This is a genomic window from Pigmentiphaga sp. YJ18 (genome assembly GCF_038066655.1).
GTDB lineage: Bacteria > Pseudomonadota > Gammaproteobacteria > Burkholderiales > Burkholderiaceae_B > Pigmentiphaga.
The window spans coordinates 1-25,765 of the sequence record NZ_JBBUKU010000002.1; the positions used below are offsets into that span (position 1 = coordinate 1).

23 protein-coding genes and 1 pseudogene are annotated in these 25,765 nt (G+C 68.1%); 12 read left to right on the forward strand and 12 right to left on the reverse strand.

Annotation, left to right across the window (positions count from 1 at the left end):
• The 3 genes and pseudogenes from WKR98_RS13815 to argA all read right to left on the reverse strand — a co-directional run.
• A pseudogene (locus WKR98_RS13815) lies at positions 1-74 on the reverse strand (zinc-binding alcohol dehydrogenase); the annotation flags it as partial.
• A 137-nt stretch (positions 75-211) separates the two neighbouring features.
• Positions 212-1,180 (reverse strand): Bug family tripartite tricarboxylate transporter substrate binding protein, encoded by a 969-nt coding sequence (locus WKR98_RS13820; protein ID WP_341433878.1) that lies wholly within the window; start codon positions 1,178-1,180, stop codon positions 212-214.
• 159 nt (positions 1,181-1,339) lie between these two features.
• Complete coding sequence (argA, locus tag WKR98_RS13825) at positions 1,340-2,692, reverse strand: amino-acid N-acetyltransferase (RefSeq protein ID WP_124690007.1); 1,353 nt, start codon at positions 2,690-2,692, stop codon at positions 1,340-1,342.
• A gap of 38 nt (positions 2,693-2,730) precedes the next feature.
• Here argA and hrpA point away from each other — a divergent pair, with 38 nt between their 5' ends.
• The gene (gene hrpA, locus WKR98_RS13830; RefSeq protein WP_341433879.1) at positions 2,731-6,582 is read left to right on the forward strand and encodes an ATP-dependent RNA helicase HrpA; all 3,852 of its coding nucleotides are present in this window, start codon (positions 2,731-2,733) and stop codon (positions 6,580-6,582) included.
• A 5-nt stretch (positions 6,583-6,587) separates the two neighbouring features.
• Here hrpA and WKR98_RS13835 read toward each other — a convergent pair whose 3' ends face one another.
• Complete coding sequence (locus WKR98_RS13835; protein ID WP_124690005.1) at positions 6,588-6,968, reverse strand: thioredoxin family protein; 381 nt, start codon at positions 6,966-6,968, stop codon at positions 6,588-6,590.
• A gap of 83 nt (positions 6,969-7,051) precedes the next feature.
• Between WKR98_RS13835 and WKR98_RS13840 the strand changes: the two genes are divergently transcribed.
• Together WKR98_RS13840 and WKR98_RS13845 are read left to right on the forward strand one after the other, a co-directional pair.
• Positions 7,052-7,831, forward strand: coding sequence for an EI24 domain-containing protein (locus tag WKR98_RS13840; protein ID WP_341433880.1), 780 nt, complete (start codon positions 7,052-7,054; stop codon positions 7,829-7,831).
• A complete protein-coding gene (locus WKR98_RS13845) occupies positions 7,828-8,640 on the forward strand; it encodes a competence/damage-inducible protein A (RefSeq protein ID WP_341433881.1) in 813 nt (270 codons plus the stop codon). The genes WKR98_RS13840 and WKR98_RS13845 overlap by 4 nt, the downstream gene beginning before the upstream one ends.
• Before the next feature lie 197 nt (positions 8,641-8,837).
• On the opposite strand, the gene WKR98_RS13850 is transcribed toward WKR98_RS13845, so the two are convergent.
• A complete protein-coding gene (locus tag WKR98_RS13850; protein WP_124690002.1) occupies positions 8,838-9,401 on the reverse strand; it encodes a phasin family protein in 564 nt (187 codons plus the stop codon).
• A 391-nt stretch (positions 9,402-9,792) separates the two neighbouring features.
• On the opposite strand from WKR98_RS13850, the gene WKR98_RS13855 reads away from it, so the two are divergent.
• From WKR98_RS13855 to pbpG, 3 genes are all read left to right on the forward strand, one after another.
• A complete protein-coding gene (locus WKR98_RS13855) occupies positions 9,793-10,656 on the forward strand; it encodes a DMT family transporter (RefSeq protein WP_341433882.1) in 864 nt (287 codons plus the stop codon).
• 105 nt (positions 10,657-10,761) lie between these two features.
• Complete coding sequence (locus tag WKR98_RS13860; RefSeq protein ID WP_341433883.1) at positions 10,762-11,757, forward strand: tripartite tricarboxylate transporter substrate binding protein BugD; 996 nt, start codon at positions 10,762-10,764, stop codon at positions 11,755-11,757.
• 194 nt (positions 11,758-11,951) lie between these two features.
• Positions 11,952-13,022, forward strand: a complete 1,071-nt coding sequence (pbpG, locus tag WKR98_RS13865) for a D-alanyl-D-alanine endopeptidase (RefSeq protein WP_124690000.1) — start codon at positions 11,952-11,954, stop codon at positions 13,020-13,022.
• Between the two features lie 62 nt (positions 13,023-13,084).
• On the opposite strand, the gene WKR98_RS13870 is transcribed toward pbpG, so the two are convergent.
• Positions 13,085-13,996: a LysR family transcriptional regulator gene (locus tag WKR98_RS13870; RefSeq protein WP_341433884.1), complete on the reverse strand. Its 912-nt coding sequence runs from the start codon at positions 13,994-13,996 to the stop codon at positions 13,085-13,087.
• Positions 13,997-14,107: 111 nt separating this feature from the next.
• Between WKR98_RS13870 and WKR98_RS13875 the strand changes: the two genes are divergently transcribed.
• Positions 14,108-14,848, forward strand: coding sequence for an SDR family oxidoreductase (locus WKR98_RS13875; protein ID WP_341433885.1), 741 nt, complete (start codon positions 14,108-14,110; stop codon positions 14,846-14,848).
• A 28-nt stretch (positions 14,849-14,876) separates the two neighbouring features.
• Here the strand turns inward: WKR98_RS13875 and WKR98_RS13880 are convergent, their stop codons facing one another.
• From WKR98_RS13880 to WKR98_RS13905, 6 genes are all read right to left on the reverse strand, one after another.
• Positions 14,877-15,704, reverse strand: coding sequence for an IclR family transcriptional regulator (locus WKR98_RS13880; protein ID WP_124689997.1), 828 nt, complete (start codon positions 15,702-15,704; stop codon positions 14,877-14,879).
• A 198-nt stretch (positions 15,705-15,902) separates the two neighbouring features.
• Positions 15,903-16,946, reverse strand: a complete 1,044-nt coding sequence (locus tag WKR98_RS13885) for a quinone-dependent dihydroorotate dehydrogenase (RefSeq protein WP_124689996.1) — start codon at positions 16,944-16,946, stop codon at positions 15,903-15,905.
• Between the two features lie 14 nt (positions 16,947-16,960).
• Positions 16,961-17,788, reverse strand: coding sequence for an arginyltransferase (locus tag WKR98_RS13890; protein WP_341433886.1), 828 nt, complete (start codon positions 17,786-17,788; stop codon positions 16,961-16,963).
• Positions 17,789-17,795: 7 nt separating this feature from the next.
• Positions 17,796-18,551: a leucyl/phenylalanyl-tRNA--protein transferase gene (gene aat / locus WKR98_RS13895; RefSeq protein WP_124689994.1), complete on the reverse strand. Its 756-nt coding sequence runs from the start codon at positions 18,549-18,551 to the stop codon at positions 17,796-17,798.
• A gap of 17 nt (positions 18,552-18,568) precedes the next feature.
• Entirely contained in the window at positions 18,569-19,186 is a 618-nt protein-coding gene (locus WKR98_RS13900; protein WP_124689993.1) for an NUDIX hydrolase, read from the reverse strand.
• 61 nt (positions 19,187-19,247) lie between these two features.
• A complete protein-coding gene (locus tag WKR98_RS13905) occupies positions 19,248-20,195 on the reverse strand; it encodes a LysR family transcriptional regulator (protein WP_124689992.1) in 948 nt (315 codons plus the stop codon).
• An 84-nt stretch (positions 20,196-20,279) separates the two neighbouring features.
• Here WKR98_RS13905 and WKR98_RS13910 point away from each other — a divergent pair, with 84 nt between their 5' ends.
• The 5 genes from WKR98_RS13910 to WKR98_RS13930 are packed head-to-tail and all read left to right on the forward strand — an operon-like array spanning position 20,280 to position 25,726.
• Entirely contained in the window at positions 20,280-21,914 is a 1,635-nt protein-coding gene (locus WKR98_RS13910; protein WP_341433887.1) for an FAD-dependent monooxygenase, read from the forward strand.
• Positions 21,915-21,962: 48 nt separating this feature from the next.
• Positions 21,963-22,943: a Bug family tripartite tricarboxylate transporter substrate binding protein gene (locus WKR98_RS13915; RefSeq protein WP_124689990.1), complete on the forward strand. Its 981-nt coding sequence runs from the start codon at positions 21,963-21,965 to the stop codon at positions 22,941-22,943.
• Positions 22,944-22,952: 9 nt separating this feature from the next.
• Positions 22,953-23,888: a VOC family protein gene (locus WKR98_RS13920; protein WP_124689989.1), complete on the forward strand. Its 936-nt coding sequence runs from the start codon at positions 22,953-22,955 to the stop codon at positions 23,886-23,888.
• A gap of 11 nt (positions 23,889-23,899) precedes the next feature.
• Complete coding sequence (locus WKR98_RS13925) at positions 23,900-24,769, forward strand: fumarylacetoacetate hydrolase family protein (protein ID WP_124689988.1); 870 nt, start codon at positions 23,900-23,902, stop codon at positions 24,767-24,769.
• Positions 24,770-24,790: 21 nt separating this feature from the next.
• Positions 24,791-25,726 carry a 3-keto-5-aminohexanoate cleavage protein gene (locus WKR98_RS13930; protein WP_341433888.1) on the forward strand — a complete coding sequence of 312 codons (936 nt, stop codon included), beginning with the start codon at positions 24,791-24,793 and terminating at the stop codon, positions 25,724-25,726.
• Positions 25,727-25,765: the final 39 nt, after the last annotated feature.

The window sequence follows — 25,765 nt, forward strand, 5'->3', positions numbered from 1 at the left end:
GGACCTTCCAGGTCCACTTCTTCGATGGTCAGGGGCGCGCCTGCCTTCCAGGCGATCGCGGCTTTGGTCTTCATGGGTTGCTCCTTTCGCGGCGTATGCGGCGGCAATATAGCCGCGCGTGCGCGGGCAGCGGGCATCCCGCCCCGAGGATGGCCGCCGTCCGCCGCAAATTGGCCGAAATGGACCCCTCGGCCGTTTGCGGACGCCCCGGTCAGTCGGCGCGGATACCGAGTTCGCCGATGATCCCGCCCAGCCGGCGGTGGTCGGCCGCCACCAGTTCCTTGAGGCGGGCGGGAGGGCCGCCCACCGGTTCGGCCGCGAAGTGCTTCAGCGTCTCGACCACGTCCGGCATGCGCAGGATTTCGTTCAGGTGGCGGTTGAGCAGCGCCACGACGTGGTCGGGCGTGCCCTTGGGGGCGAAGAATCCGTGCCAGGCACCCACCACGACCTGGGGGTAGCCGGATTCGGCCATCGTCGGTACGTCGGGAAGGAAGGACGAGCGGGCCGGATCGGTCACGGCAAGCGCGGTGACCTTGCCCGCCTGCAGGTACGGCGCGACGGTGCCCAGGGTGACGTAGCCCAGCGGCACATGGCCGCCTATGATCTGGGCCGCCACGTTGGCGCGGTAGGGCACGTGCTGGATGCCGATGCCGGCGGCGCGGTTCAGCCATTCGCCGGCGATGTGCATGGGGGATCCCGGGCCGGGCGTGCCGAAGGCCAGTTGCCGCCCGCCGCGCGCGGCGTCCACCACGTCGGCCAGGGTCTTGAAGCCGGTGGCGGGATTGGCCACCAGGATCAGCGGGCAGATCGACGTCTGGACGATGGGGGCGAAGTCGTTCAGCACGTCGTAGGTCAGGGCCTCGGGCTTCATGACCAGGGGGGCGGTGGCCACGGTGTTGGGCGCGAACAGCAGGGTATGGCCATCCGGCGCGGCCTGTCCGACGTAGCGGCTGCCTATGGTGCCGGCCGCGCCAGGGCGGTTCAGGACCACCACCGGCTGCTTGAGGCGGGCCGACAGCCTGGCCGCGTAGAGACGCGCCATGGCGTCCGTGTCGCCGGTGGGGGCGTAGGCCACCACCAGTGTGATGGCCCGCGAGGGATAGGTGTCCTGCGCGCCGGCGGTCCAGGCTGCCGCCATGGCCAGCGCCGCCGCGCCGAATTGCCTGCGATGCACGTTCATGCTTGCTCCTTGGCTTCGCGGACGCCGGTGGGCGGGCGCGGGGGTCGTTTCAGCCTAAGGTAATGCGAAGCAAGAAATATGTAAATGCATTTAATATCAGAGTTTGCTCTGATATTGGATTGGGGAAAATGTATGTAAATACATTTTATGAAAACCGGCTTATAGCCGCTTGATGAACACCTGGCTGTTGCGGCTGCGGTCGTAGTGCGCCTGCTTGTCCTTGGGCAGATCGGCCACGCTGCCCTGGGCGAAGCCGCGCTTGATGAACCAGTGCGCGGTCCGCGTGGTCAGCACGAACAGCCGCGTGATGCCCGCCGCCCGGGCGCGGCTTTCGATATGGCGCAGGAGCTTGTCGCCTTCGCCCGTGCCCTGCCACTGCGGGTTGACGGTCAGCGCGGCCATCTCGGCCATCTTTTCGTCGGGGTAGGTGTAGAGCGCCGCACAGCCGTAGATGACGCCGTCGTGCTCGCTGACCGAGAATTTCTCGACGTCGCGCTCGATGCTGCCGCGGCCGCGGCGCACCAGCGTGCCGTCCACTTCCAGCGGCTCGATCAGGTGCAGGATGGCGCCGACGTCGTCGATGGTGGCCGGGCGCAGGTCGTCCAGCGTGTCTTCCACGACCATGGTGCCCACGCCGTCGTGGGTGAAGACCTCCAGCAGCACGCCGCCGTCCAGGTCGTAGGGCACGAGATGCGCGCGCGCCACGCCCAGCTTGACCGCCCGCGAGGCGTGCTTGAGCACCACGGCCGTGCCCGCGTCCAGGTCGCCCTGGGAGATCAGGGCGTCGGCGTCCTCGCGCGCCAGCTCGGTGTCGACGTAGCCTTCCTTGTCCTGGATGACGGGGGCGTCGGTCAGGAATATCAGCTTTTCGGCGCGCAGGGCCACCGCCACGGCGGTGCCGACGTCTTCCATGGAAAGGTTGAAGGCCTCGCCGGTGGGCGAGAAGCCCAGCGGCGACAGCAGCGTGATGGACCCCTGGCCCAGGGCCATGTTCAGGGCCTCGGCGTCCACCTTGCGTACCTGGCCGGTATGGCGGTAGTCGACGCCGTCGATGACGCCGACGGGGCGGGCGGTGATGAAGTTGCCCGAAATGACCCGGATATGCGAATGGGACATGGGCGTGTTGGGCAGGCCCTGGCTGAACGCCGCCTCGATGTCCAGGCGGATTTCGCCGGCCGCTTCCTTGGCGCATTCCAGCGCGGCGGCGTCGGTCATCTGCAGGCCGCGGCCGAACTGGAAGGGGATGCCCTTGAGCCGGAGCTGCTCGTTGACCTGGGGGCGCGAGCCGTGGACCAGCACCAGGCGTATGCCCAGCGCGCTGAGCAGGGAAAGGTCCTGGATCAGGACGTTCAGGGCGCCCTCCTGGACGAGTTCGCCGCCGAAAGCCACCACGAAGATCTTGCCGCGGAAGGCGTGTACGTAGGGCGCCACCTCGCGGAACCACTGCACGAAGCGGGCGTGCAGGTCGGAGGGGGCAGGATCGGGGTCGGGAGGCTGTGCGGCTGCGTTCATCCCAAAATTATAATGATGGGTTAACCCAAGTTCTTCTCATGGTCGCACAATCCACCAAGAATGTGCCTTTGGCACGACGGCGCAACCCGGTTCCGCCCGTTACCTACCCCGAAGACCTGCCTGTCAGCGGCCGGCGAGACGAGATCGCGCGTGCCCTGGCGGCGCACCAGGTCATCATCGTCAGCGGCGAGACCGGATCGGGCAAGACCACCCAGCTGCCCAAGATCTGCCTGGACGCCGGCCGCGGCGTGGCCGGCATGATCGGCCACACCCAGCCGCGGCGCCTGGCGGCCACCTCGGTGGCGCGCCGGATCGCCGAGGAGCTTGGCACGCCATTGGGCGAAGTGGTCGGCTACCAGGTCCGTTTCAACGACCGCACGGCCCCGGGGGCCTCGGTCAAGCTGATGACCGACGGCATCCTGCTGGCCGAGTCGCAGCGCGATCCGTGGTTGCGCGCGTACGACACCCTCATCATCGACGAGGCGCACGAACGCAGCCTGAACATCGATTTCCTGTTGGGCTACCTGCGCCAACTGCTGGCCCGGCGGCCCGATTTGAAACTGATCATTACATCGGCAACCATCGACGCGGAGCGCTTCGCCCGGCATTTCAGCCTGCCCGGCCAGCCCGAGGTGCCGGTCATCAACGTCTCGGGACGGCTCTATCCGGTCGAGGTGCGCTACCGGCCGGTGGACACCCGCGGCATGCAGGCCAGCGACGGCGACGAGCAGCCGGCCAGGAAGCCCGAGCGGACGCGCGAGAAGGAAAACCTGTCCCGCGACGAGGAGCGGGACCTGATCGACGCCATCGTCGATGCGGTGGACGAGTGCGCCCGCCACGGCGCGGGCGACGTGCTGGTGTTCCTGCCCGGCGAGCGCGAGATCCGCGAGGCGGCCGAGGCCCTGCGCAAGCACCATCCGCCCGGCACCGAGGTGCTGCCGCTGTTCGCCCGGCTGTCGCAGGCCGAGCAGGAACGGGTCTTCCACCCCAAGGGCAGCGGCCGCCGCGTCGTCCTGGCCACCAACGTGGCCGAGACCTCGCTGACGGTGCCCGGCATACGCTTCGTGGTCGATACCGGCCTGGTCCGGATGAAGCGCTATTCGTGGCGCAACAAGGTCGAACAGCTGCGCATCGAGCCGGTCAGCCAGGCTTCGGCCAACCAGCGGGCCGGGCGCTGCGGCCGCATCGGGCCGGGCGTGTGCATCCGCCTGTACGAGGACACCGACTACGCGGCGCGCCCGCCCTTCACCGATCCGGAGATCCTGCGCTCGTCGCTGGCCAGCGTCATCCTGCGGATGAAGTCGCTGAAGCTGGACGACATCGAGCAGTTCCCCTTCGTCGAGGCGCCGCCGGGGCGCGCCGTCGCCGACGGCTACCACCTCCTGCAGGAGCTGGGCGCCATCGACGAGGACAACGTGCTCACGCCCGTGGGGCGCGAACTGGCACGGCTGCCGGTGGACCCGCGCATCGGCCGCATGATCCTGGCGGCGCGCGACCAGTCCTGCCTGAGCGAGGTGCTGATCATCGCGGCCGCGCTGTCGGTGCAGGATCCGCGCGACCGGCCCATGGACGCGCAGGAGGCGGCCGACCAGGCCCATGCCAAGTTCGCCGACGAACGGTCGGAGTTCATGGCCTTCCTGAAGCTGTGGAAATGGTTCAACGAAGCGGTCGAACACAAGCAGTCGCAGCGCAAGCTGGTGGAGAACCTGCGCCAGAATTTCCTGTCGCCGGTGCGCATGCGCGAATGGCGCGACGTGCATTCGCAACTGGCCGCGGTGGTGGGCGAGCATGGCTGGCGCCTGAACCAGACCGAGGCCACGCTGGAACAGATCCACCTGGCGCTGCTTGCCGGGCTGCTGGGCAACCTCGGCTACAAGTCCGACGAAGAGGCCCAGTACCTGGGCGCGCGCGGCATACGGTTCTTCATCCATCCGGGTTCCCGGCTGGCGAAGAAGGCGGGGCGGTGGGTCGTGGCGGCCGAACTGGTCGAGACCTCGCGCCTGTTCGCGCGCTGCATCGCGCGTATCGATCCGACGTGGGTGGAGCGCGTGGGCGGCCACCTGCTGCGCAAGAACTGGTCCGATCCGCGCTGGGAAAAGAAGGAAGGGCGCGTGGTCGCCAACGAGCGCGCGACCCTGTACGGGCTGACCATCTATGCCGGCCGCCGGATCGACTATGGGCGCATCGATGCCCGCCAGGCGCGCGAGCTGTTCATCCGCGAGGCCCTGGTCACCGGAGAACTCGACAGCCGGCTGCCCTTCATCGCGCACAACCGCAAGCTGGTCGCCGATATCGAGAAACTCGAACACAAGTCGCGCCGGCCCGACATCCTGGTCGACGAGGACCTGATCTTCGCGTTCTATGAACGGCAGGTGCCGGCGGACGTGAACCGCGTGGTGACGCTGGAGAAGTGGTATCAGGAAGAAGCGCGCAAGCCCGGTGGCGGCAAGCTGCTGTTCCTGTCGCGCGACGAGCTGATGCGGCACGAGGCGGCGGGCGTCACGACCGAGGTGTTTCCCAAGAAACTGTCGCTGCACGGCATCGACATGGCGCTCGACTATCACTTCGAACCGGGCTCGCCGCGCGACGGGGTGACGCTGTCGGTGCCCCTGTTCGCGCTGAACCAGCTCGATCCGGCGCGCTGCGAGTGGCTGGTGCCGGGCATGCTGAAGGAGAAGGTCCATCTGCTGCTGAAGTCGCTGCCGCAGAAGCTGCGCCGGCACTGCGTGCCGCTGCCCGAGTACGCGGCGGGGTTCTACGATCGCTGGTTCGAACAGGCGCAGAAGCCTGACCGCGGGCTGGTCGAGGCGCTGATCGCCGACGTGCGCGAGCAGACCACGGTGCATCTGGCGCCGTCGGACTTCAAGCAGGAGACGCTACCGGCGCATCTGTCGATGAACTTCCGCGTGGTGGACGAGCACGGCCGCATGCTGGACATGAGCCGCAATCTGTCGCACCTGAAGGCGCAACTGGGGCGCGAGGCGCAGGCCACGTTCCAGCAGGTGGCCGCGCGCGACAAGGAGGTGGCGCAGGCGCTGGCGCACGAGAACCTGACAGACTGGACCTTCGGGCCCTTGCCGGAGCTGATGGAGATCAAGCGCGGGGGCTTGTCGGTGATCGGTTATCCGGCGCTGGTGGACCGGGTCACGCACTGCGACCTGGACGTGTTCGACGATCCGGACGAGGCCGCGCGGCACCACCGCGCGGGGCTGCTGCGGCTGTTCCGGCTGCAACTGAAGGAGCAGGTCAAGTTCCTGGAGAAGAACCTGACCGGCATGACGCAGATGAGCATGCTCTACATGCCGCTGGGCACGCAGGAGGAACTGCGCGACCAGATCGTGGACGCGGCGCTGGCGCAGGCCTGCCTGGCCGATCCCTGGCCGGCGGACGCGGCGTCGTTCGCGCAGCGGCGTACCGAGGGCAAGGGCAGGGTGGGGCTGCTGGCGCAGGAGATCGCGCGCCTGGTGGCGGCGGTGCTGACCGAATGGGCCGCGGCGCAGCGCAAGCTGCCGCAGGCCAAGCCGCATGCCGCGGCCCATGCGGACATGGAGCAGCAGATGCGCGGGCTGATGGGGAAGTGGTTCGTGCGCGATACGCCGTTCCCGCAGTTGTCGCATTTTCCCCGGTATTTCAAGGCGGTCCAGGCACGGATCGACAAGCTGCGCGCGGATCCGGCGCGCGATGCGCGGTTGCTGGCGGATCTGAATCAGTTGCTGGTGCCGTATCAGCGGGCTCGGGCGGCGCGCAAGGGGGTGCCGGATGGAAAGCTGGACGAGTTCCGGTGGATGCTGGAGGAACTGCGGGTGGCGTTGTTCGCGCAGGAACTGAGAACGCCCATGCCGGTTTCGGTCAAGCGGTTGCAGAAGAGCTGGGAGGCGTTGAGCCGGTAGGCTTCTCAGGTCAGGCTGCGCCGCAGTTCCGGCGCCCCCGGCAGGTTGGGCGGAGGGCTGTCGGTCTGAAGGCTTTCGAGCAGGCGTTCCAGGTGGCCGATGTGGGGCAGCATGGGGCCGTAGAACAGGGTCTGGTTGCCGTTCTGGATCAGGAGAGTAGGGAAGTCCTCGATGTCCTGGTCGTCGAGGAGATCGGGGTGTTCCTCGACGTCCACCCACAGGAAGACGTGATCCTTGAAGCGGCCGGACAGTTCCTCGAACTTGGGCAGGTATTCGCGGCAGGTGCCGCACCAGGCCGCGCACAGGCATGCCACCAGTATGGTCTGCGGATCGTCGAGGCGCCGCGAGAGGTCGCTGGCGCCGGTGTCGGGAAGATAGACGGCCATGGTGCGAAGAAGTAGAGAGTTCCAGCCATTATGCCTGTGCCATGCGTCATACTTGCAATCGTGGCTGAATTCCCGGAGCTCTGATGACTTCTTCTCCTGTCGAACGCGGTGACGTCAGCGCCGGCCTGCAAGGCGTGGGGCTGGCCTTCGGGCGCGCGGTGGTGTCCCAGTTCCGTGGACCCATGCTGCTGGCGCTGTTGTTGCCGTTCCTGGTCGCGCTGGTGGGCGCCGTGGTGCTGATCTGGCTGTTCTGGACGCCGCTGACCGAGTGGCTGCAGGGCACGCTGTTCTCGCTGCCGTTGATGGGGCAGATCGACAGCATGCTGGTCGCGATCGGCATCGCGTCGCTGAAGCTGTGGCTGATTCCCGTCGTGGCGACGCTGATCCTGTTGCCGTTGTCGGGCATATTAGGGCTGGTGGTGGCGGCGGTGTTGATCATGCCGCTGGTGCTGCGCAACCTGGAACAGCACGATTATCCAGGCCTGCAGCGGCGCGGCCGCAATGCCACGGTGGCCAGTGTCTGGAACGCGGTGTGGGTGACCACGCTGTTCGTGCTGGGGTGGCTGTTCACCATGCCGCTGTGGCTGCTGCCGCCGTTGGCGGTGCTGTTGCCGATCGCGTGGTGGGCCTTTGCTTTCACCCGCATGCTGCGGCTCGACGCCATGATCGAGCATGCCTCGCCGCAAGAGCGGCGCATCCTGATGGCGCGGCACAATCGCGGCTTCTGGGGCCTGGGGCTGATCTGCTCGCTGCTCAATCTGCTGCCGCCGGCCTGGTTCCTGTTGCCGGTGTTTTCCGCGCTCCTGTTCTCGCACTTCGCACTCGAGGCGCTGCGCCGTTTGCGCAGCGAAACCACGCCATGAACGACACCGCCATTTCCCATCGCCGTATCGGCCTGATCATCATCGGCGACGAGATCCTCTCGGGCCGTCGCCAGGACAAGCATTTTTCCAAGATCGTGGAGCTGCTGGGGGCGCGCGGCCTGCGGCTGTCGTGGGCAGAGTTCCTGGGCGACGATCGCGAGGCCCTGGTGGCCGCGCTGCGGCGCAGCTTCGCGAGCGGCGACGTGGTGTTCTCGTGCGGCGGCATAGGCGCGACGCCCGACGACCACACGCGCCAGGCGGCCGCGGCCGCGCTGGACCTGCCGCTGGCGCTGCACGACGGGGCCCGCGAGCTGATCACCCAGCGCTGCGCGGAAACCGCCGCGCAGGGCTCGGGCACGGCCGACATGACCGCGCCGGACAACCTGCGGCGCCTGCAGATGGGCGAGTTCCCGGTGGGCAGCGAGATCGTGCCCAATCCGTACAACAAGATCCCGGGGTTCTTCATCCGCGACCATACCTTCGTGCCGGGTTTCCCGGTGATGGCGTGGCCGATGATCGAATGGACGCTGGACCACCGCTACGCGGGGCTGCACCACGCCGTGCCGCACGTGGAGCATTCGTTCATGGTGTTCGAACTGGCCGAGTCCAGCATCGCCCCCGTGATGGAAGCCATCGAGCGGCGCTGGCCGGGCGTGAAGGTGTTCAGCCTGCCCAGCATGGGCGAGGGCAAGCGGCGCCACATCGAACTGGGCGTCAAGGGCGACCCCGACACCGCCGCCGAGGCCTTGGCCATGCTACGCGACGAAGCCCGCCGCCTGGGCGGCGTCTTCGCCGCCGCATCAACCTAAAAAAAAGCGGAGAACGAGCCGTTCTCCGCTTTTTTTACCCAGGATGCGGTGGATCCGGCTCTGCCGGTCCGCCAGTGCCGCCCCCTCGGGGCCCGGCGCCGGGCCGCCCCAAGGCGGGCCCCGGCCCCCCAGGGGGGCTGCCGCGTAGCGGCTGGGGGCTCACCATGTGGGGCGCGCGAAGCGCGTAGGGGGTGGGCCTATGCGGTCTTTCGAGCGCGAGTCGTCTTGCCGGTTTCGGCGGCGGCCTTGAACGTCGCGTTGGCGGCGGCGGTCAGGTTGGACTCGGCCAGCTCGGCAGCCTGCTTGGCGGCCTTGTTCACCGATTCGTAGGCCGAGGTGGCGGTGGCCAGCGAGGACTTCAGCAGGGCCAGGGCGCTTTCCGAGCCGGCCGGGGCGTTCTTGGCCAGTTGCTCGACCACGTCCGACAGCTGGCGCTGTTGTTCGGCGACCTGGGCTTCGCCCAGACGGGTGAATTCGCTCTGCACGCCGGCGACGATGTCATACACGTGCTTGCTGTAGGCCAGCGCCTTTTCGGCGTTGGGCTGGGCCAGCGCGGAGACGAACGCCAGGGCTTCCTGGCCGTCCTTCAGCGTGAAGGCTTCCTGAGCTTTCTGCGAGGCCTCTTCGAACGTGGCCTTGGTCACCTTGAGGTGCAGGTCGACCAGCTTCTCGAAGCCGGCGAAGGCGGTGTTCTGCGCGGCGAGCAGGGCGTCGAAGGCGGCTTTTTGGGTGGCCAGGGCGCGTTCGGGGGTGGCAAACATAGGGGGCTCCTTGAGGACTGTCTACACGAGGCGACCGGGAAACCAGGGGAGTACGCCCCAAAAAGCCCGATCCTGGTGCACGCACCGTACCGCGGTAAGCGTCTTTGCTGCGATGCACAAAACGTATTTTAAGGACGTGTGGTCGAAAGTCAAGAGACCCGACGAAAAAAATGCACCGTGTTGGTCAAGCCCCTAAGTGACTGATTGAAGACATGTTTTTCCGCCAGGGGAGACGCGGCCCCAGGCGTCGTGACGGCAAGGAACGTGTTGCATTGCGTCACTTCTCCTTGGTGCGATGCGCCATGCGGACAGCGGCCGCATGCTCCGGCATGGTGCGGGACGTGGCGCGGCGGCTACACTTCCCGACTGACCGATCCGCAAGGCCGCCGTCGTGGGTTCTCCGCTGCCATCCCGCCTGATTTCCCCTTTCTTCGTCCTGATCTGGAGCACCGGCTTCGTCGTCGCCCGCTACGGCCTGCCCTACGCCGAACCCCTGACGTTTCTGTCGATGCGTTTCGCCGGCGTGCTGGCGGTACTGGCGCCGTTCTGCGTCGGCGCCGGCATCGCCTGGCCGGGCTGGCGGCAGGGCATGCACATGGCGGTGGCCGGCGTGCTGCTGCAGGCCGGCTACCTGGGAGGCGTCTGGATCGCCATCCATCTGGGCATGGGGGCGGGCCTGGCGGCGCTGGTGGTGGGGCTGCAGCCGCTCCTGACCGCCGTGGCCGGACGCTGGATGGGCGAACCGCCCACCGCGCGGCAGTGGGCGGGGCTGGTCCTGGGGTTCGTGGGCGTGGCCCTGGTGGTAGGCAACCGCATCGGCACGCTGGGCCTGACCTGGCAGGCCCTGGCCTTCGCGGTGGCGGCGCTGCTGTCGATCACCGCGGGCACCGTCTATCAGCGGCGCTTCTGTCCCGGGGTGGACCTGCGGGCCGGGCTGCTGTTGCAGTTCGGCGCCTCGCTTGCCGTGGTGCTGCCCGCGGCGTGGCTGTTCGAGACCATGGCGGTGCGGTGGACCTGGGCGCTGGCGGGCGCCTGGGCGTGGTCGGTCTTCGCGCTGTCGATCGGCGCCATCTGCCTCCTGTTCCTGTTGATCCGGCGCGGGGCGGCCACGCGTGTGGCGAGCCTGATGTATCTCACCCCGGCCGTGACGGCACTGATGGCCTGGGCCGCCTTCGGCGAGCCGCTGACCGCGACCATGGTGGCGGGCATGGCGCTGTCGGCCTTCGCGGTGGCCTGGACTCAGGGGAAACGATAGGCGAAACCGTCACGATGCCATGGTTTCCATCCCTTAAACTCGTCTCACCGTCGCGGGAATTGTTGGCTCGCGTCGCAACTATTTAACGAGGCAGGAGATAAAAGAATGGCTATCCAAAAGAAAGCTGTGTCCGCGGCTATCGGGGCCGTAGCCCTGGCCAGCGCGGCCGTCCTCGGACCTGCGCAGGCAATGGCGCAGGGCTATCCCACCCGACCGGTCACCATGATCGTCCCGTTTGCCGCCGGCGGTCCCACCGACGTGGTGGCGCGCTCGCTGGCCGAGGCCATGCGCAAGTCGCTGGGCCAGACCGTGGTGGTCGAGAACGTCGGCGGCGCGGGCGGCACCATCGGCACCGCCCGCGTGGCGAAGGCATCGAACGACGGCTATACCATGCTGCTGATGCACATCGGCTTCTCGACCGCGCCCGCCCTGTATCGCAAGCTCAGCTACGACCAGGCCCACGACTTCCAGCCGGTCGGGCTGACCGTCGACGTGCCCATGACCATCATCGCGCGCGAGAACTTCCCGGCGACCAACATCAAGGAATTCCTGACCTACGTGAAGGCCAACGCCAGCAAGCTGTCGATGGCCAATGCCGGCATCGGCTCGGCGTCGCATCTGTGCGGCCTGATGTTCATGAGCACGATAGGCTCCGAGTTCCAGACCATTCCCTACAAGGGAACCGCGCCGGCCATGAACGACCTGCTAGGCAAGCAGGTGGACTTCATGTGCGACCAGACCACCAACACCACCGGGCAGATCAAGGCCGGCAAGGTCAAGGCCTACGCGGTCACCAGCAAGACCCGCGTGCCCAGCCTGCCGGACCTGCCCACGCTGGACGAGTCGGGCCTGAAGGACTTCTCGGTGGGCATCTGGCACGGCTTGTGGGTGCCCAAGGGCACCTCGCCCGAGATCGTCACCAAGCTCCAGACCTCGTTGAAGGCGGGCCTGGATGACCCGGCGTTCAAGCAGCGCATGACCGAACTCGGGGCCATCGTGCTGAACGACAAGGCCACGCCGGCGGCGCTCGACGCGCTGGTGAAGTCCGAAACCGCCAAGTGGGGCGCGGTCATCAAGAAGGCCGGCGTCTACGCCGACTGACCCCGGCTTTCCGGGGCAAATGGGGTGGCTGTCCCGCGGGACGCCGCCCCATTTTGTTGCCTTTTTTGTAATTTTTGCCGTGGCATTTAAATAACGACTTAAAATGTGCGCGCTAAGTCGTTCATTTAATAGAGATTTTTGTCGAAAAATCTGATATGCTGCGGCGCCTGGGCTGAGTCGTTACCGGAGGAAACATGGCGCGCATCAGAAAGAGCATTCTGTCGATTTCACTGCTGTGCGCGCTGACCGCCGGGCTGGCCCTTCCCGCGGTCGCTCCCGTGGCCCACGCCGCCACCACCACGACGTCCAAGAACGCCAAGACCAAGCCGGCGAAGAAAGCCACCGCCAGCAAGACCCGGTCCGCCAAGTCCAAGACCGCCTCCACGACTCGCCACGCCTCGGCCAAGACCACCAAGAAACGCGCCGCCAAGCCTGCCTCCAGGAAAGCCGTTGCCGCCGCCAGCATCCGCCATGCTTCCTACGCACCGTCGTCGGCGGCGCTCGAGGACGCCGACGGCAACCTGTCGCTGCGCTCCAGCGTGGCCTTCGTGCAGGACCTGAATTCCTCCGACGTCCTGTTCGCCAAGAACGAGGGCGCGGTGGCCCCCATCGCGTCCATCACCAAGCTGATGACCGCGCTGGTCGTGGTCGATGCCGGCCAGCCGCTGGACGAGATGATCGAGGTCACGACCGACGACATCGACACGCACAAGTTCACGCATTCCCGCCTGTCGGTCGGCACGCGCCTGTCGCGGGCCGACATGCTCCACCTGGCGCTGATGTCTTCCGAGAACCGCGCCGCCAACGCACTGGGCCGCAACTATCCCGGCGGCCTGCCGGCGTTCGTGCAGGCCATGAACGCGAAGGCCGTGGCGCTGGGCATGCAGGATACGCACTACGTCGAGCCCACGGGCCTGTCGAGCGAGAACGTCTCCAGCGCCCGCGACCTGGTGCGCCTGATGCGCGAAGGCTCGCAGCGTCCGCTGATCCGCCAGTACACCACCGATACCGAGTACTCGGTCGAGGTCGCCGGCCGGCACCAGACCTTCCGTAACACGAATCGCCTGGTGGCGCGTTCCGACTGGAACATCATCGTGTCCAAGACCGGTTTCATCAACGAAGCCGGGCGCTGCCTGGTCATGCTGGCCAACATCGGCGGCCGCGACATGGCCATCGTGCTGCTCGATTCGGTCGGTTCGCTCACGCGCACGGCCGATGCCCAGCGCATCCGCCAGTGGGTCCAGCGCGAGATCGGCGCGCTGTAAGCCCGTCGTTCTTTCGCCCCTGAAAACGCCGCGCTTGCGCGGCGTTTGTTTTTTCGCGCGGCTCAGACCGTGGCGGGCGCGAACCTTTCCCCGTACAAGGCCAGCAACCAGTCGATGAAGACCCGCACGCGCGGGGACAACTGGCGGTGTGACGGATAGAGCACCGACAGCGGCAGGCCCGGGCTGGGCCATCCGGCCAGCACCTCCACCAGCCGTCCGTCCCGCAGTTCGTCCAGGACATGGAAGCGCGGCAACTGGATCAGGCCGCAGCCGCGCAGCGCGCACGTCACGTAGTTCTCGGCATCGTTCACCGACATCCAGCCGTCCGGCGCATAGGCGCGGACCTGGCCGTCGACCACCAGTTCCAGCGGATAGTCGGCGGTGCCCTGGCTGGCGAAGAAGCGCACGGCCTGGTGTCCCCCCAGTTCGTCGGGATGGCCGGGCATGCCGAAGCGGGCAAGGTAGGCGGGGCTCGCGCAGACGACCTGAGGCATGATGGCCAGCGGCCGGGCCACCAGGGACGAATCGCGCGGACGGCCCGCCCTTATCACGCAATCGACGCCTTCGCGGACCAGGTCGACCAGCCGGTCGCCGCTGCTGACGACGAGGTCGATGCCCGGGTAGCGGTCGCGGAACCGGTCTATGTTGGGCAGGACGATGCGGGTCGCGTGCGTGCCGTGCATGTCCACGCGCAGGACGCCGCGCGGATTCGACGCCACGTGCCGCAGCGAGGATTCCGCCTCGTCCAGTTCACTCAGCACGTGCACGCAACGTTCGTAGAAGGCCTGGCCATCCAGGGTCGGGCGGACGTGGCGCGTGGTGCGCTCGAGCAGGCGCGTGGCCAGCCTGGCTTCCAGTTCCTTGATGGCGTGGGTGGCCGTGGCCCGGGGGATGCCGAGTGCCATCGCGGCCCGGCTGAAGCTGCCCAGTTCGACGATGCGGGTGAACAGTTGGAGCGATTCGAAGCGGTCCACGGGGATTGTTGTCTGGTGTTGAATTGATATGCCAATTTATCAGGGTTTATCTCAATTCAATAAACAAGAAGAATGCTCGCCATCCGTTTCTTCTTCTTTCCAGGAAATTTCATGGGCACAAACCTCACCAAGACCGCCATCGTCACCGGGGGCTCGCGAGGCATTGGCCACGCCATTTCCCGCAGGCTGGCGGCCGATGGCTACGCGGTGGTCGTCAACTATGCCGGCAATGCCGCCAAGGCCCGGGAAACCGTGGCCGCGATCGAGGCCGCCGGGGGCCGGGCGCTGGCGGTCCAGGGCGACGTGGGGCGCGAGGACGACGTGGCCGCGCTGTTCGACGGTGCCCGGCAGGCCTATGGCCGGATCGACGTGGTGGTCAACAGCGCGGGCGTGATGCCGATGACGCCGATCGCCCCAGCCAGCCTGGCCGATTTCGACAAGGTGATCGCCACGAATTTGCGCGGCGCCTTTCTGGTGCTGGCACAGGCCGCCGCGCACGTGGGCGAAGGCGGGCGCATCATCGCGCTTTCCACCAGCGTCATCGCGCGCGCCTTCCCGTCCTACGGTCCCTACATCGCCTCCAAGGCCGGGGTCGAGGGGCTGGTGCGGGTGCTGGCGAACGAGCTGCGGGGGCGGGGCATCACGGTCAATGCGGTCGCGCCGGGGCCCGTCGGCACCGAGTTGTTCTTCAACGGCAAGACGGCCGAGCAGATCGACCAGATCGCGCGGCTGGCGCCGCTGGAGCGCCTGGGCACGCCGCAGGAGATCGCCGCCGCGGTGTCCTTTCTCGCGGGCCCGGACGGCGGCTGGGTCAATGGGCAGGTATTGCGGGCCAACGGCGGCTTCGCCTGAGGCGGACCGGAGCGGCCCGCCCCGCGGGTCAGGCCGCCGATACCGCGTGCGACGGTTCGTAGCCCAGGGCGTCGGAGATCTGGCCCGCGGTGTCCACCAGCGCGTCGATCCAGCCGTCCTGCATGCGGTCCGCCGGCGCCGAGATCGACAGGCCGGCAATCAGCTTGCCGGTGTCGTCATGGACGCCGGCCGCGATGCAGCGCACGCCCATTTCCAGTTCCTCGTTGTCGCGGGCATAGCCCTTGGCGCGTACCTGGTCCAGTTCGCGTTCGAGCTTGGCCAGGTCGGTCAGGCTGTTGCCGGTATGGCCCTGCAGCCCGGTGCGCAGGGCGTAGGCCCGGATCAGGCGGGCATCGTCGGCCGACAGGAACAGCTTGCCGGTGGAGGTCAGGTGCAGCGGTGCGCGGCCGCCGATGGCGCGCACCACCTGCATGCCCGAGCGCTCGCTGTAGGCGCGGTCGATGTAGACGATTTCATCGCCCTGGCGTACCGAGAGGTTGACGGTCTGGCCGGTCAGGCGGTGCAGCATGCGCATGGGCGTGATGGCGGCGTCGCGGACGTTCAGCCGGCCCTTGACCAGGTGGCCCAGTTCCAGCAGCCGCATGCCCAGGCTGTACATGCCGCTGTCGACCCGGTCGACGTAGCGGCCGGCCACCAGGTCGTTCAGGATGCGGTGGGCCGTGGACGGGTGCAGGCCGGTGGCCTGGGACAGCTCTTTCAGGCTGACGGGGTCGGGATGCTCCGCCAAGGCGTCGAGCAGGTGCATGGTGCGCTCGAGCACCTGGATGGCGATCTGCGGCGTGGGGGCTGCGGACGGGGCGATCATGGCCGCGTCGGGGGTCGTGACTCTGGGCATTGTCGTGGTGAGTCTCTACGCGATGAAGCTAGTTTATCCCATATGGTGAAATTTCATAGCTTTATTACACCGCAGATGGGTAGCCTTTCTGCGTTGCAGCAGGCCACTTCTTGTAGGACCAGTATAACGCCTATGCCGTGAATTTCCGCGACGCAGCATCCCTCATTGTCATACAGGGCATCGGGGAATAACCCGAGGTTAGCGCCGAACCCGCGAGACGGCCGCCAGGCAGTCCCCGACCAGCGCCGGACCGCGATAGATGAGGCCGGTGTAAAGCTGGACCGCGTCCGCGCCCGCCGCCAGCTTCTCGGCCGCGTGGCGGCCTTCCAGGATGCCGCCCACGCCGATGATGGCGAGGGCGTCGCCGGCCTGGCGCCGCAGGCGTTCGACCACCCGCAGCGACATTTCCCGCACCGGCGTGCCGGACAGGCCGCCGGCTTCGCCCGCGTGGGGCAGGCCCTGGACGGCATCGCGCGACAGCGTGGTGTTGGTGGCGATGACGCCGTCGATGCCGTGGCGCGGCAGCAGATCGGCGATGGCGTCGATCTGGCTTTCTTCCAGGTCGGGCGCGATCTTGACCGCCAGCGGTACGCGGCGGCCGTGCCGCGCCGCCAGGGTGTCCCGGGCCTGGTCGAGCTGGCGCAGCAGGCTGGAAAGCTCGTCGGCGCCCTGCAGGCTGCGCAGGTTCTGAGTATTGGGCGACGAGATGTTGATGGTGACGTAGTCGGCGTGAGGATAGACGGCCTCGAGCCCGGCCAGGTAGTCGTCGGCCGCCTTGTCGATGGGCGTGTCGGCGTTCTTGCCTATGTTCAGCCCCAGGATGCCGCCGCGCGTGCGGTAGCCGCTGCGCTGGACGTTGGCCAGGAACACGGCCAGCCCGTCGTTGTTGAAGCCCATGCGGTTGATCAGCGCCTCGGCGCGTGGCAGGCGGAACAGGCGGGGCAGCGGGTTGCCGGGCTGGGGCCGGGGCGTGACCGTGCCGATTTCCACGAAGCCGAAGCCCAGGCCGCCCAGCGCGTCGATGTGCGCGCCGTTCTTGTCCAGGCCGGCGGCCAGGCCCACCGCGTTGGGCAGCGTCAGGCCCATGACGGTGACCGGGCGGTCCGGGACGCGGGCGGGGCGTGTCCATCCCATGTCGTGCATGCGTTGCAGCGCGGACAGGGTCAGGGCATGGGCGGTTTCGGGTTCCAGGGCGAACAGGGCTGGACGCAGCAGCGGATAGGCTTGAAAAAACGCGGACATCAGGCGGATGGGGATCAGGAGGTGGAGGACGGCGCATCGTCGGGATGGCCGTGGCGGGTGGAGGCGTGCAGGCGGCTGGTGTCGATGACGGCCGGCGCGGCGGGCTGGGCGGCCGGCGGGCCGGCGTACTCGCGCCATTCGCCGTTGACCAGCATTTCCAGCGGCCGGAAGTTCACCTTGTAGGCCATCTTCGGGCTTTGTTCTATCCAGTACCCCAGGTAGAGATGGGGCAGTTCCAGCAGCCGGCATTGCTCGAGCTGCCAGAGTATGTTCCAGGTGCCCAGGCTGCCCTTCATGTCGGGATCGAAGAAGGTGTAGACCGACGACAGTCCGTCGGACAGCACGTCCATGATGGACACCATGCGCAGGCACCCCTGCCGGTCGCGGAATTCGACCAGGCGGGTATTGACGCGGCTCTGGAGCAGGAACTGGGCGTACTGCTCGCGGCTGTCCTGGTCCATGCCGCCGCCGCGGTGGCGGGTCGACTGGTAGCGCTGGTAGAGCGAGTAGTGTTCGGAGGAATAGGCCAGTTCGGCCACGAAGACCTGCAGGTCGGCGTGGCGTTTCCAGGTGCGGGCCTGGGTGCGGTTGGGCAGGAAGCGGTTCACCGGCACCCGCACCGGCACGCAGGCCCGGCAGCCGTCGCAGTGGGGCCGGTAGGTGAAGACGCCGCTACGGCGAAATCCCATGCGCACCAGCTCGGAATAGACGTCGGCGTTGATCAGATGGCTGGGCGTGGCCACCTGCGAGCGCGCCATCCGGTCCCCCAGGTAGCTGCACGGGTAGGGAGCGGTCGCATAGAACTGCAGCGCGGCGAAGGGAAGTTCTCGAAGATGCGTCATGCGCGGTTCAGCCGGGATCGGCCGCAGCGTGGGGTGCGTCCAGGTCGACGATCTCGCCGTCGTGGCGCAGCCTGCCCGATCGCCACGGAAGCTCGGGCATCCGGGTGAATTTTACAATCAGGTGCTCGAATTCCGCGCGGGTAATCGTGGCCCCCCCCAACGAGGCCAGATGGCGCGTGTCCTGCTGGCAGTCGATCATCTCCACGCCATGGCGGCGCAGGAAGCGCACCAGGTAGGCCAGCGCGATCTTGGAGCCGTCGGCCACCCGGGTGAACATCGATTCCCCATAGAACATCCTGCCCAGGCTGACGCCGTACAGGCCGCCCACGAGTTCGCCGCCGATCCAGGTCTCGACCGAGTGGACCTGGCCGTGCCGGTGCCAGAGCCGATAGGCCCGCTGCATGGGCAGCGTGATCCAGGTGGCGGGGCGCTCGTCGCTGCGCGGCGCCGCGCAGGCGCGCATGACGTCGTCGAACGCCGTGTCCACCCTGACCTCGATGGCGGGATCGCGCGCGACCTGCCGCAGCTTCTTGCGCAGCGAGTGCGAAGGAGAGAAGCGTTCGGTGAACAGCACCATGCGCGGATCCGGGCTCCACCACAGGATGGGTTCGCCCGGCAGGTACCACGGGAAGACGCCATGCGCGTACGCGGCGCGCAGCCGTTCGATGGACAGGTCGGCGCCCACGGCCAGCAGGCCCGGGGGATCTTCGAGCGCGTGTTCGAGCGGCGGGAAGGGCGTGTCCGGCTCCAGCAGGGCCGGCATGCGCGGACGCGGGGGGCTCAAGGGGCGGGCGTGGAGATCGCGGGAACCGGTTCGGGACCGCGCAGCAGGGTGTCGCTGTGGATCTGGAACGTGCCGCGCGCCCGGTCGGCGAAGAACAACCTGAGCGCGGTCGAGACCGAACGGAAGGCCAGGTCGTCCCAGGGGATCTCGTCCTCGTCGAACAGGCGGGCTTCCAGGCTTTCGGGGCCGGGCTCGAACTCGGCATCGGTCAGGCGCGCGAGATAGAAGATGTGGACCTGGTCCACGTGGGGGATGTCCAGCACCGCGAACAGCGGTCCCATCTCGATCCGGGCGCCGGCTTCTTCCTGGGTTTCGCGGGCCGCGCCCTGGGCAGTGGTCTCGCCCAGCTCCATGAAGCCGGCGGGCAGGGTCCAGTAGCCGTGGCGCGGCTCGATCGCCCGGCGGCACAGCAGCACCTGCTTTTCCCAGACGGGAATGGTCCCCAGCACCATGCGGGGATTCTGGTAGTGGATCGCGCCGCAGTGGTCGCAGAGATCGCGTTCGCGGTTGTCGTCGTCGGGGATGCGGCGGGCCAGCAGGTTGCCGCATTGCGAGCAGTAGCGCTGGGAGCGCGGAGCCGGGAAGTACGTGAGGGCGCGGTCGGAAGCGGTCATGGCGTGTCCAGGGGGCGGAGGCGGCGCTGCGCCCCGGCGGTTGCGGAGATCCGGGAGTCCGTCAAGTATACGAGAGGTGGCCGGGCGAAGCGGGCTGGCGTTCGCAGCCCACCGCGTAGACCACCGAGCGGAAGAACTGGTTCGCCGGGTCCCCCGCCACGCGCGAGTGCCAGTACTGGTGCACGTCGATGGACGGGATGCGCAGCGGTAGCCGGACTTTCTTGATCGGCGCGATGGGTTGGAACAGGTGGTAGACCTCGTCCGGAATGATGGCGATCAGGTCGCTGGCGGCCACGATGAACGGAATCGCGGCCACGTGTTCGGTGGTGAGCCGCACCTGGCTCTGCACGCCGTGCTTGCGCAGCTGGTCGTTGATCCACGCGAAGGTGATGGGCACGGACGGGGACTGGACCTGCGGCGTGCGGCCGAATTCGCGCAGGGTCATGGCGTCGCCGATGCGGGGATGGTCGCGGCGGGCCACGCAGACGTAGGCGCGGCGGTAGAGATGCTGGCGCAGCAGGGCGTCGTGCGGGCGCGAGACGTGGCCGGCGACGACGTCCAGCTCGCCCGACTCCAGCGCGGCGGCCATGGTGTCGGCCGATACCTGCGTGGGGGCGAGGCGGGCGTGCGGAGCGACTTCGGCCAGGCGTTTCATCAGCTTGGGCACCAGCACGATGGCGCCGATCTCGTTGACGCCGATGCGGAATTCCCGGTCCGTCAATGCGGGATCGAAGCGGGCCAGCCCGGCGATCTCGGTTTCCACGATGCGCAGCACCCGCGAGGCCGGCTCGGCCAGCCGCTGGGCGAAGGGCGTGGGAGCCATGCGGTTACCCACGCGGACGAACAGCGGGTCGGCGAAGCGCTTGCGCATGCGGTCGAGGTGGTAACTCAGCGCCGACTGGGTCAGCCCCAGGCGCTGGGCTGCGCGGGTGACGGTGCCGTCTTCGATCAGCGCCAGCACCGCCCGCAGGTCCGCGATCTGAGGATCCTGGTTATCTGGATTATTCATAACCTATATCAAGGTAATGATCTTTCCAGAGCTTCGCCGAATGCCTAAGCTGCTGTCAATTCAAGAACACAGGAAGGAGACGGCATGGCGGGCGAGACGCTGCTGGAAACCGACGTGTTGGTGATCGGAGCAGGCCCCGTGGGACTGGCGCTGGCCATCGAACTGGGCATGCAGGGCCGCCGCTGCCTGGTGGTGGAGCAGCATGACCGGGTGGGACTCGCGCCCCGCGCCAAGACGACCAACGTGCGTTCGCGCGAACTGATGCGGCGCTGGGGCGTGGCCGGGAAGCTGGCGCAGGTCGCGCCCTTCGGTGTCGATTACCCGTCCAACGTGGTGTTCGCGACCCGGCTGGCCGGCCGGGAACTGGCGCGGTTCGCCAATGCGTTCTATTGCTCGCCCCGGCGCGACGAGCGCTTTCCCGAGCATGCGCAGTGGGTGCCCCAGTACAAGGTGGAGGAGGTGCTGCGCGACCATGCGGAAAGCCTGCCGGGCGTGCAACTGCGCTTCTCGACCCGGCTGGAAGATTTCTCGCAGTCCGGCCAGGGGGTCGAGGCCGTGCTGGCGGGGCCGGACGGACCGCTGCGCGTGCGGGCCGCCTACATGGCCGGCGCCGATGGTGCCCGCAGCACCGTGCGCGCCCGGCTGGACGTTCGGATGGAGGGCGTATCCCCGCTTTCCCATCACCGCAACATCATCTTCCACGCCTCGGGGCTGGCTGGCATGCACGGGCTGGGTCCGGCCGTCATGTACTGGCTGGTCAACCCCGAGGCGCCGGCGGTCGTCGCGCCGCTGGACGGCAACGACATGTGGACCTTCGGCTATGCCCGCCGCGACGGCCAGGAGCCGCCCATCGAAGGCCTGATGCGCGCCGCGCTGGGCCTGCACATCCCGATCGACATCCGCCACCGCGACGAATGGACCGCGCATCGCCTGATCGCCACGCGCTATCGCGACGGCAGGGTGTTCCTGGCCGGCGATGCCTGCCACCTGCATCCGCCGTTCGGCGGCCATGGCATGAACATGGGTATCGGCGACGCCGTGGACCTGGGGTGGAAGCTGGCGGCGGCGCTGGACGGCTGGGGCGGGCCGGCGCTGCTGGACAGCTACGAGGCGGAACGCCGCCAGGTGCATCGCCGGGTGGTGGACGAGGCCGTGCACAACCTGTCGCACAGCTCCGGCAGCCTGTGGCGCGAAGGGCTGGAGGACGAGGGGCCGGCCGGGGACGCCGCGCGGCGCGAAGCCGAGCGGGCCATTCTCGTTTCCAAACGCCAGGAGTTCGATTCGCTGGGCGTGGTGCTGGGCAGCCGCTACGAGCGGTCTCCGGTGCTGGCGCATGAGCCGGAGGGGGCGGACGAGCCCTGGGACTCGACGCGCTATGTGCAGACCGCGCGCCCGGGGTGCCGCGCGCCGCATGCCTGGCTGGCGCCGGGTCGCGGCCAGGGCGCGTCCTTGTTCGACCATTTCGCCTTTCGCGGGCTGACGCTGCTGGCGACCCGTCCGGCCGCGCGGGAGGCGGCGCAGGCGCTGGCCGCCCAGGCGGCGGGCGCGGGTATTCCGCTGACGGTGATCGCGCCGCCCGTCGACGGCCTGCGCGAACTGTACGGCGCCGACCTGGCCCTGATCCGGCCGGACCAGTACGTGGCCTGGCGCGGCCACGATCCGGGGGAAGGCGCCGCGGCGCTGGAACTCGCGGCGGGTCGCGCCGCGGTCCACGCCTGAGCGCCGGCGCGCCGCCATCACACAAGAAACCACCCAGGAGACAGACTCATGAACGCATCACGACGCAAATGGATGGCTGCCGGCCTCGCGCTGGCGGCCTGCCTGGCCGGCACGGTCCACGCGGCCTCCTGGCCGACCCGTCCCGTACGGCTGGTCCTGCCGGGGGCGGCCGGGACGGCGCCCGACATCATGGCCCGGCTGCTGGGCGACAAGCTGTCCAAGCTCTGGGGCCAGCCGGTCATCGTCGAGAACAAGCCCGGCGCCGGCGGCCTGGTCGGACTGGCGGCGGTGAAATCGGCCGAGCGCGACGACCACATGTTCGTGTTCACCCCCGCTTCGGTGCTGACGCTCACGCCCTACATGTACAAGAGTTCGCAGGTCGACATCGTCCGCGACTTCCAGCCGGTGGCCATGGTGGGCATCAGCCCCATGATGGCCGCGGTCAGCGCCTCGTCGTCCGCCAATACCCTGGCCGACGTGCTGGCCATGGCGCGCCGCCGGCCGGACAGCTTCGTGGTGTCGACCACCTTCCTGTACTCGGTGCCCAATCTCGCGGTGGACATGCTGTCGCGCGCCGCCGGCGTGCCGCTGCGCGCCGTGCCGTTCTCCAGCAGCTCCCAGAGCATATCGGCCGTGGTCGGCGGCGACGCGCAGATGCTGATCGACGGCGTCCCGCCCATCGAGCCCATGATCAAGGGGGGCCGGCTCAAGCCCGTCGTGATGTTCTCCGACGGACGGGTGCCGAATCGTCCCGACCTGCCCGCCGCATCCGAGACCTATCCCTCGCTGGTCATCAACGGCTGGTTCGCGGTCGTCGCGCCGCAAGGCACGGGCAAGCCGGCCATCGAGCGCGTCAACCGGGACCTGGCCACCGTGCTGGCCGAGCGCGACGTGGTCGACAGGCTCGACACGCTGGGCGTCTACCCCAAGACCATGTCGGTGGACGAGTTCGGCAACTACTGGCGCGACGAACGCACGCGCTGGGAAAAGGTGCTGCGCGATGTGAACGCCCAGCCGGTGCAGCAATAGGAGGCCGGCGTGAGGACAGGATTGGAAGCGGCCTACATCGGCCTGGACAGCACGGCGCCGGCGGCCCTGGGCGCCTATCTGACCGAGGTCGTGGGTTTGATGCCCGGCCAGGCCGCCGCCGACGGTGCCGCCACCTGGCGGGTCGATGGCAAGGCGCAGCGGGTATGGGTGCGCGAAGGCGCGCGCAACGATGCCGCCTGCATCGGCTTCGAAGCGGCCGATGAACAGGTGTATGACCGCGTGCTGGGACGGCTGTCGGCACAGGGGTGGCGCATGCGGCCCGGCACGGCGGCCGAGCGCGCGGCCCGGCGCGTGCGGGACCTGACCGTGATCCAGACCCCTTGGAACGTCCCGCTGGAACTGGTGACGGGGCTGGAGGAGGCGGCGACGCCTTTCGCGAGCCCGCACTTCTCCGAGGGCTTCGTCACGGCGGGGCAGGGCTTCGGCCACTTCGTCTTCGCCGTGGGCAGTGCCGAGGAATACGACGCGGCCCGCCGCTTCGCCATCGACGGCCTGGGCCTCGTCCTGTCGGACTGGCTGCGGCTGCCCATGGGCGAGATCCAGATGCACGTCTCCTTCTTCCATTGCAACCCGCGCCACCATTCGCTGGCCATCGCCTATCTGCCCCGGCCCGAGGTGCCGCAGCGCCTGCATCACGTCAACTTCGAGGTCGCGCACGTGCGCAGCGTGGGCCTGGCCTACGACCGCGCGCTGCGCGCCGGCACGCCGCTCGCCAACACGCTGGGCCAGCACGCCAACGACGGCATGGTCAGCTTCTACAGCCTGGGCCCCGATGGCTGGCGCGTCGAGATCGGCGCCACCGGCCGCACCGTGGGCGAGGACTGGAACGACGTGCGCGAATACGACCGCATCAGCGACTGGGGCCACCTGCCGCCCGACGCACTGGCGCAGGCCCTGGCCGGATCGCCTTCTTCTTCTGCTTGAACAAGGAACCCATGAAACTCGTCACTTTCTCCCATCGCGGCAGGACCTCCATCGGCAAGGTCGAGGGCACGCGGGTGATCGACCTCGCGGCCGCCGATCCGGCGCTGCCCGCCACCATGCGCGGCCTGCTCGCCGGCGGCCGGGGCCTGCTGCAACGCGCGCGCGACGTCGATCCCGAGCGGGCACCGGCCTACCCGCTGGCCGACGTCAGGCTGGAAGCGCCGGTGCCCGATCCCGGCAAATACCTCGCCATCGGCATGAACTATGGCAAGCACGTGATCGAGGCCAAGCGTGCCGGCGTGGATGTGCCCGACAGCCAGGTCTGGTTCAACAAACAGGTCAGCTGCATCAACGGCCCCTACGACCCCGTGCACATGCCGCGCGTGTCCGACAAGCTCGACTACGAAGCCGAGCTGGGCGTGGTGATCGGCACCCGCTGCCGCCATGTGCCGGCGGGGCAGGCCAGGGACGTCATCGCCGGCTACCTCGTCTGCAACGACGTGTCGGTGCGCGACTGGCAGCGGCGTTCGGCCACCATGACCCTGGGCAAGTCCTTCAACACCACCGGTCCCATCGGCCCGTGGATCGTTACCGACGACGAAGTGCCCGATCCGCTGGCGCTGACGCTGCGCATGCGGGTCAACGGCGAAGTGCGCCAGGAGGCCCGCACCGGCGAGATGATCTACAGCATCTACGACCAGATCGCCTACCTGTCCACCGTCATGACGCTGGAGCCCGGCGACATCCTGGCCACCGGCACGCCTTCCGGCGTGGGCGCCGCCATGGATCCGCCTTCCTTCCTCAAGGTCGGCGACGTGATGCGCGTCGAGATCGACGGCATCGGCCATATCGAAAACCGCGTCGTCGCCGAGCCGGCGTAACGCCAGTCCAGGAGCCTCTTCGTGCCCAGAAAAGTCATCATCACCTGCGCTGTTACCGGATCGGTGCACACCCCCAGCATGTCGCCGCACTTGCCCATCACGCCCGACCAGATCGCCGAACAGGCCGTGGACGCGGCGCGGGCCGGCGCGGTCATCCTGCACCTGCACGCCCGCCACGCGGCCGACGGCAGGCCGGCCTTCGAGCCCGCGGTCTACCGGCAATTCCTGCCGCGCATCCATGCCCAGACCGACGCCGTCATCAACATCACCACCGGCGGCTCGCACACCATGACGCTCGAACAGCGCCTGGCCGGCGCCATCGACGCCTCGGCGGAAATGGCCTCGTGCAACATGGGATCGATGAACTTCGCCCTGTTCCCCGTGCTGGACAAGATGAAGGATTTCGATTTTCCCTGGGAGCGCGAGCACCTGGAGAAGACCCGCAACGCCATCTTCCGCAACACCTTCGGCGACATCGAAACCATCTTCGAACAACTGGGGCGGGGGCACGGCACCCGCTTCGAGTTCGAGTGCTACGACGTCGGCCACCTGTACAACCTCAAGCACTTCGTCGACCGCGGCCTGGTGCAAGGGCCGATCTTCCTGCAATTCGTGCTGGGCGTGCTGGGCGGCATAGGCGCCGATCCCGAGAATCTCGTGCACATGAAACGCATCGCCGACAAGCTGTTCGGCGACAGCTACCAATGGTCCGTCCTGGCCGCCGGCCGCCACCAGATGCCGCTGGTCACCCAGGCCGCACTGATGGGCGGCAACGTGCGGGTGGGGCTGGAGGATTCGCTGTCCATCGGACCGGGCGAGATGGCCACCTCCAATGCGCAGCAGGTGGGCAAGATACGCGGGATCCTGGAGTCCTTCGGCTTCGGGATCGCGACGCCCGACGAGGCGCGCGAGATGCTGGGGTTGAAGGGAAGAGGGAAGGTGGCACTGGCGGCGTAAAGCACGGCCGCGCGAGTACGTGTATAATCTTTTTCTTCA

Coding starts and splice junctions, on each gene's coding strand:
- WKR98_RS13880 (WP_124689997.1), bottom strand. CDS start 15,704: ATGCCCAGAGTCACGACCCCCGACGCGGCCATGATCGCCCCGTCCGCA.
- WKR98_RS13890 (WP_341433886.1), bottom strand. CDS start 17,788: ATGACGCATCTTCGAGAACTTCCCTTCGCCGCGCTGCAGTTCTATGCG.
- WKR98_RS13860 (WP_341433883.1), top strand. CDS start 10,762: ATGGCTATCCAAAAGAAAGCTGTGTCCGCGGCTATCGGGGCCGTAGCC.
- hrpA (WP_341433879.1), top strand. CDS start 2,731: ATGGTCGCACAATCCACCAAGAATGTGCCTTTGGCACGACGGCGCAAC.
- WKR98_RS13835 (WP_124690005.1), bottom strand. CDS start 6,968: ATGGCCGTCTATCTTCCCGACACCGGCGCCAGCGACCTCTCGCGGCGC.
- pbpG (WP_124690000.1), top strand. CDS start 11,952: ATGGCGCGCATCAGAAAGAGCATTCTGTCGATTTCACTGCTGTGCGCG.
- WKR98_RS13915 (WP_124689990.1), top strand. CDS start 21,963: ATGAACGCATCACGACGCAAATGGATGGCTGCCGGCCTCGCGCTGGCG.
- WKR98_RS13840 (WP_341433880.1), top strand. CDS start 7,052: ATGACTTCTTCTCCTGTCGAACGCGGTGACGTCAGCGCCGGCCTGCAA.
- WKR98_RS13910 (WP_341433887.1), top strand. CDS start 20,280: ATGGCGGGCGAGACGCTGCTGGAAACCGACGTGTTGGTGATCGGAGCA.
- WKR98_RS13850 (WP_124690002.1), bottom strand. CDS start 9,401: ATGTTTGCCACCCCCGAACGCGCCCTGGCCACCCAAAAAGCCGCCTTC.
- WKR98_RS13900 (WP_124689993.1), bottom strand. CDS start 19,186: ATGACCGCTTCCGACCGCGCCCTCACGTACTTCCCGGCTCCGCGCTCC.
- WKR98_RS13820 (WP_341433878.1), bottom strand. CDS start 1,180: ATGAACGTGCATCGCAGGCAATTCGGCGCGGCGGCGCTGGCCATGGCG.
- WKR98_RS13905 (WP_124689992.1), bottom strand. CDS start 20,195: ATGAATAATCCAGATAACCAGGATCCTCAGATCGCGGACCTGCGGGCG.
- WKR98_RS13875 (WP_341433885.1), top strand. CDS start 14,108: ATGGGCACAAACCTCACCAAGACCGCCATCGTCACCGGGGGCTCGCGA.
- WKR98_RS13885 (WP_124689996.1), bottom strand. CDS start 16,946: ATGTCCGCGTTTTTTCAAGCCTATCCGCTGCTGCGTCCAGCCCTGTTC.
- aat (WP_124689994.1), bottom strand. CDS start 18,551: ATGCCGGCCCTGCTGGAGCCGGACACGCCCTTCCCGCCGCTCGAACAC.
- argA (WP_124690007.1), bottom strand. CDS start 2,692: ATGAACGCAGCCGCACAGCCTCCCGACCCCGATCCTGCCCCCTCCGAC.
- WKR98_RS13925 (WP_124689988.1), top strand. CDS start 23,900: ATGAAACTCGTCACTTTCTCCCATCGCGGCAGGACCTCCATCGGCAAG.
- WKR98_RS13845 (WP_341433881.1), top strand. CDS start 7,828: ATGAACGACACCGCCATTTCCCATCGCCGTATCGGCCTGATCATCATC.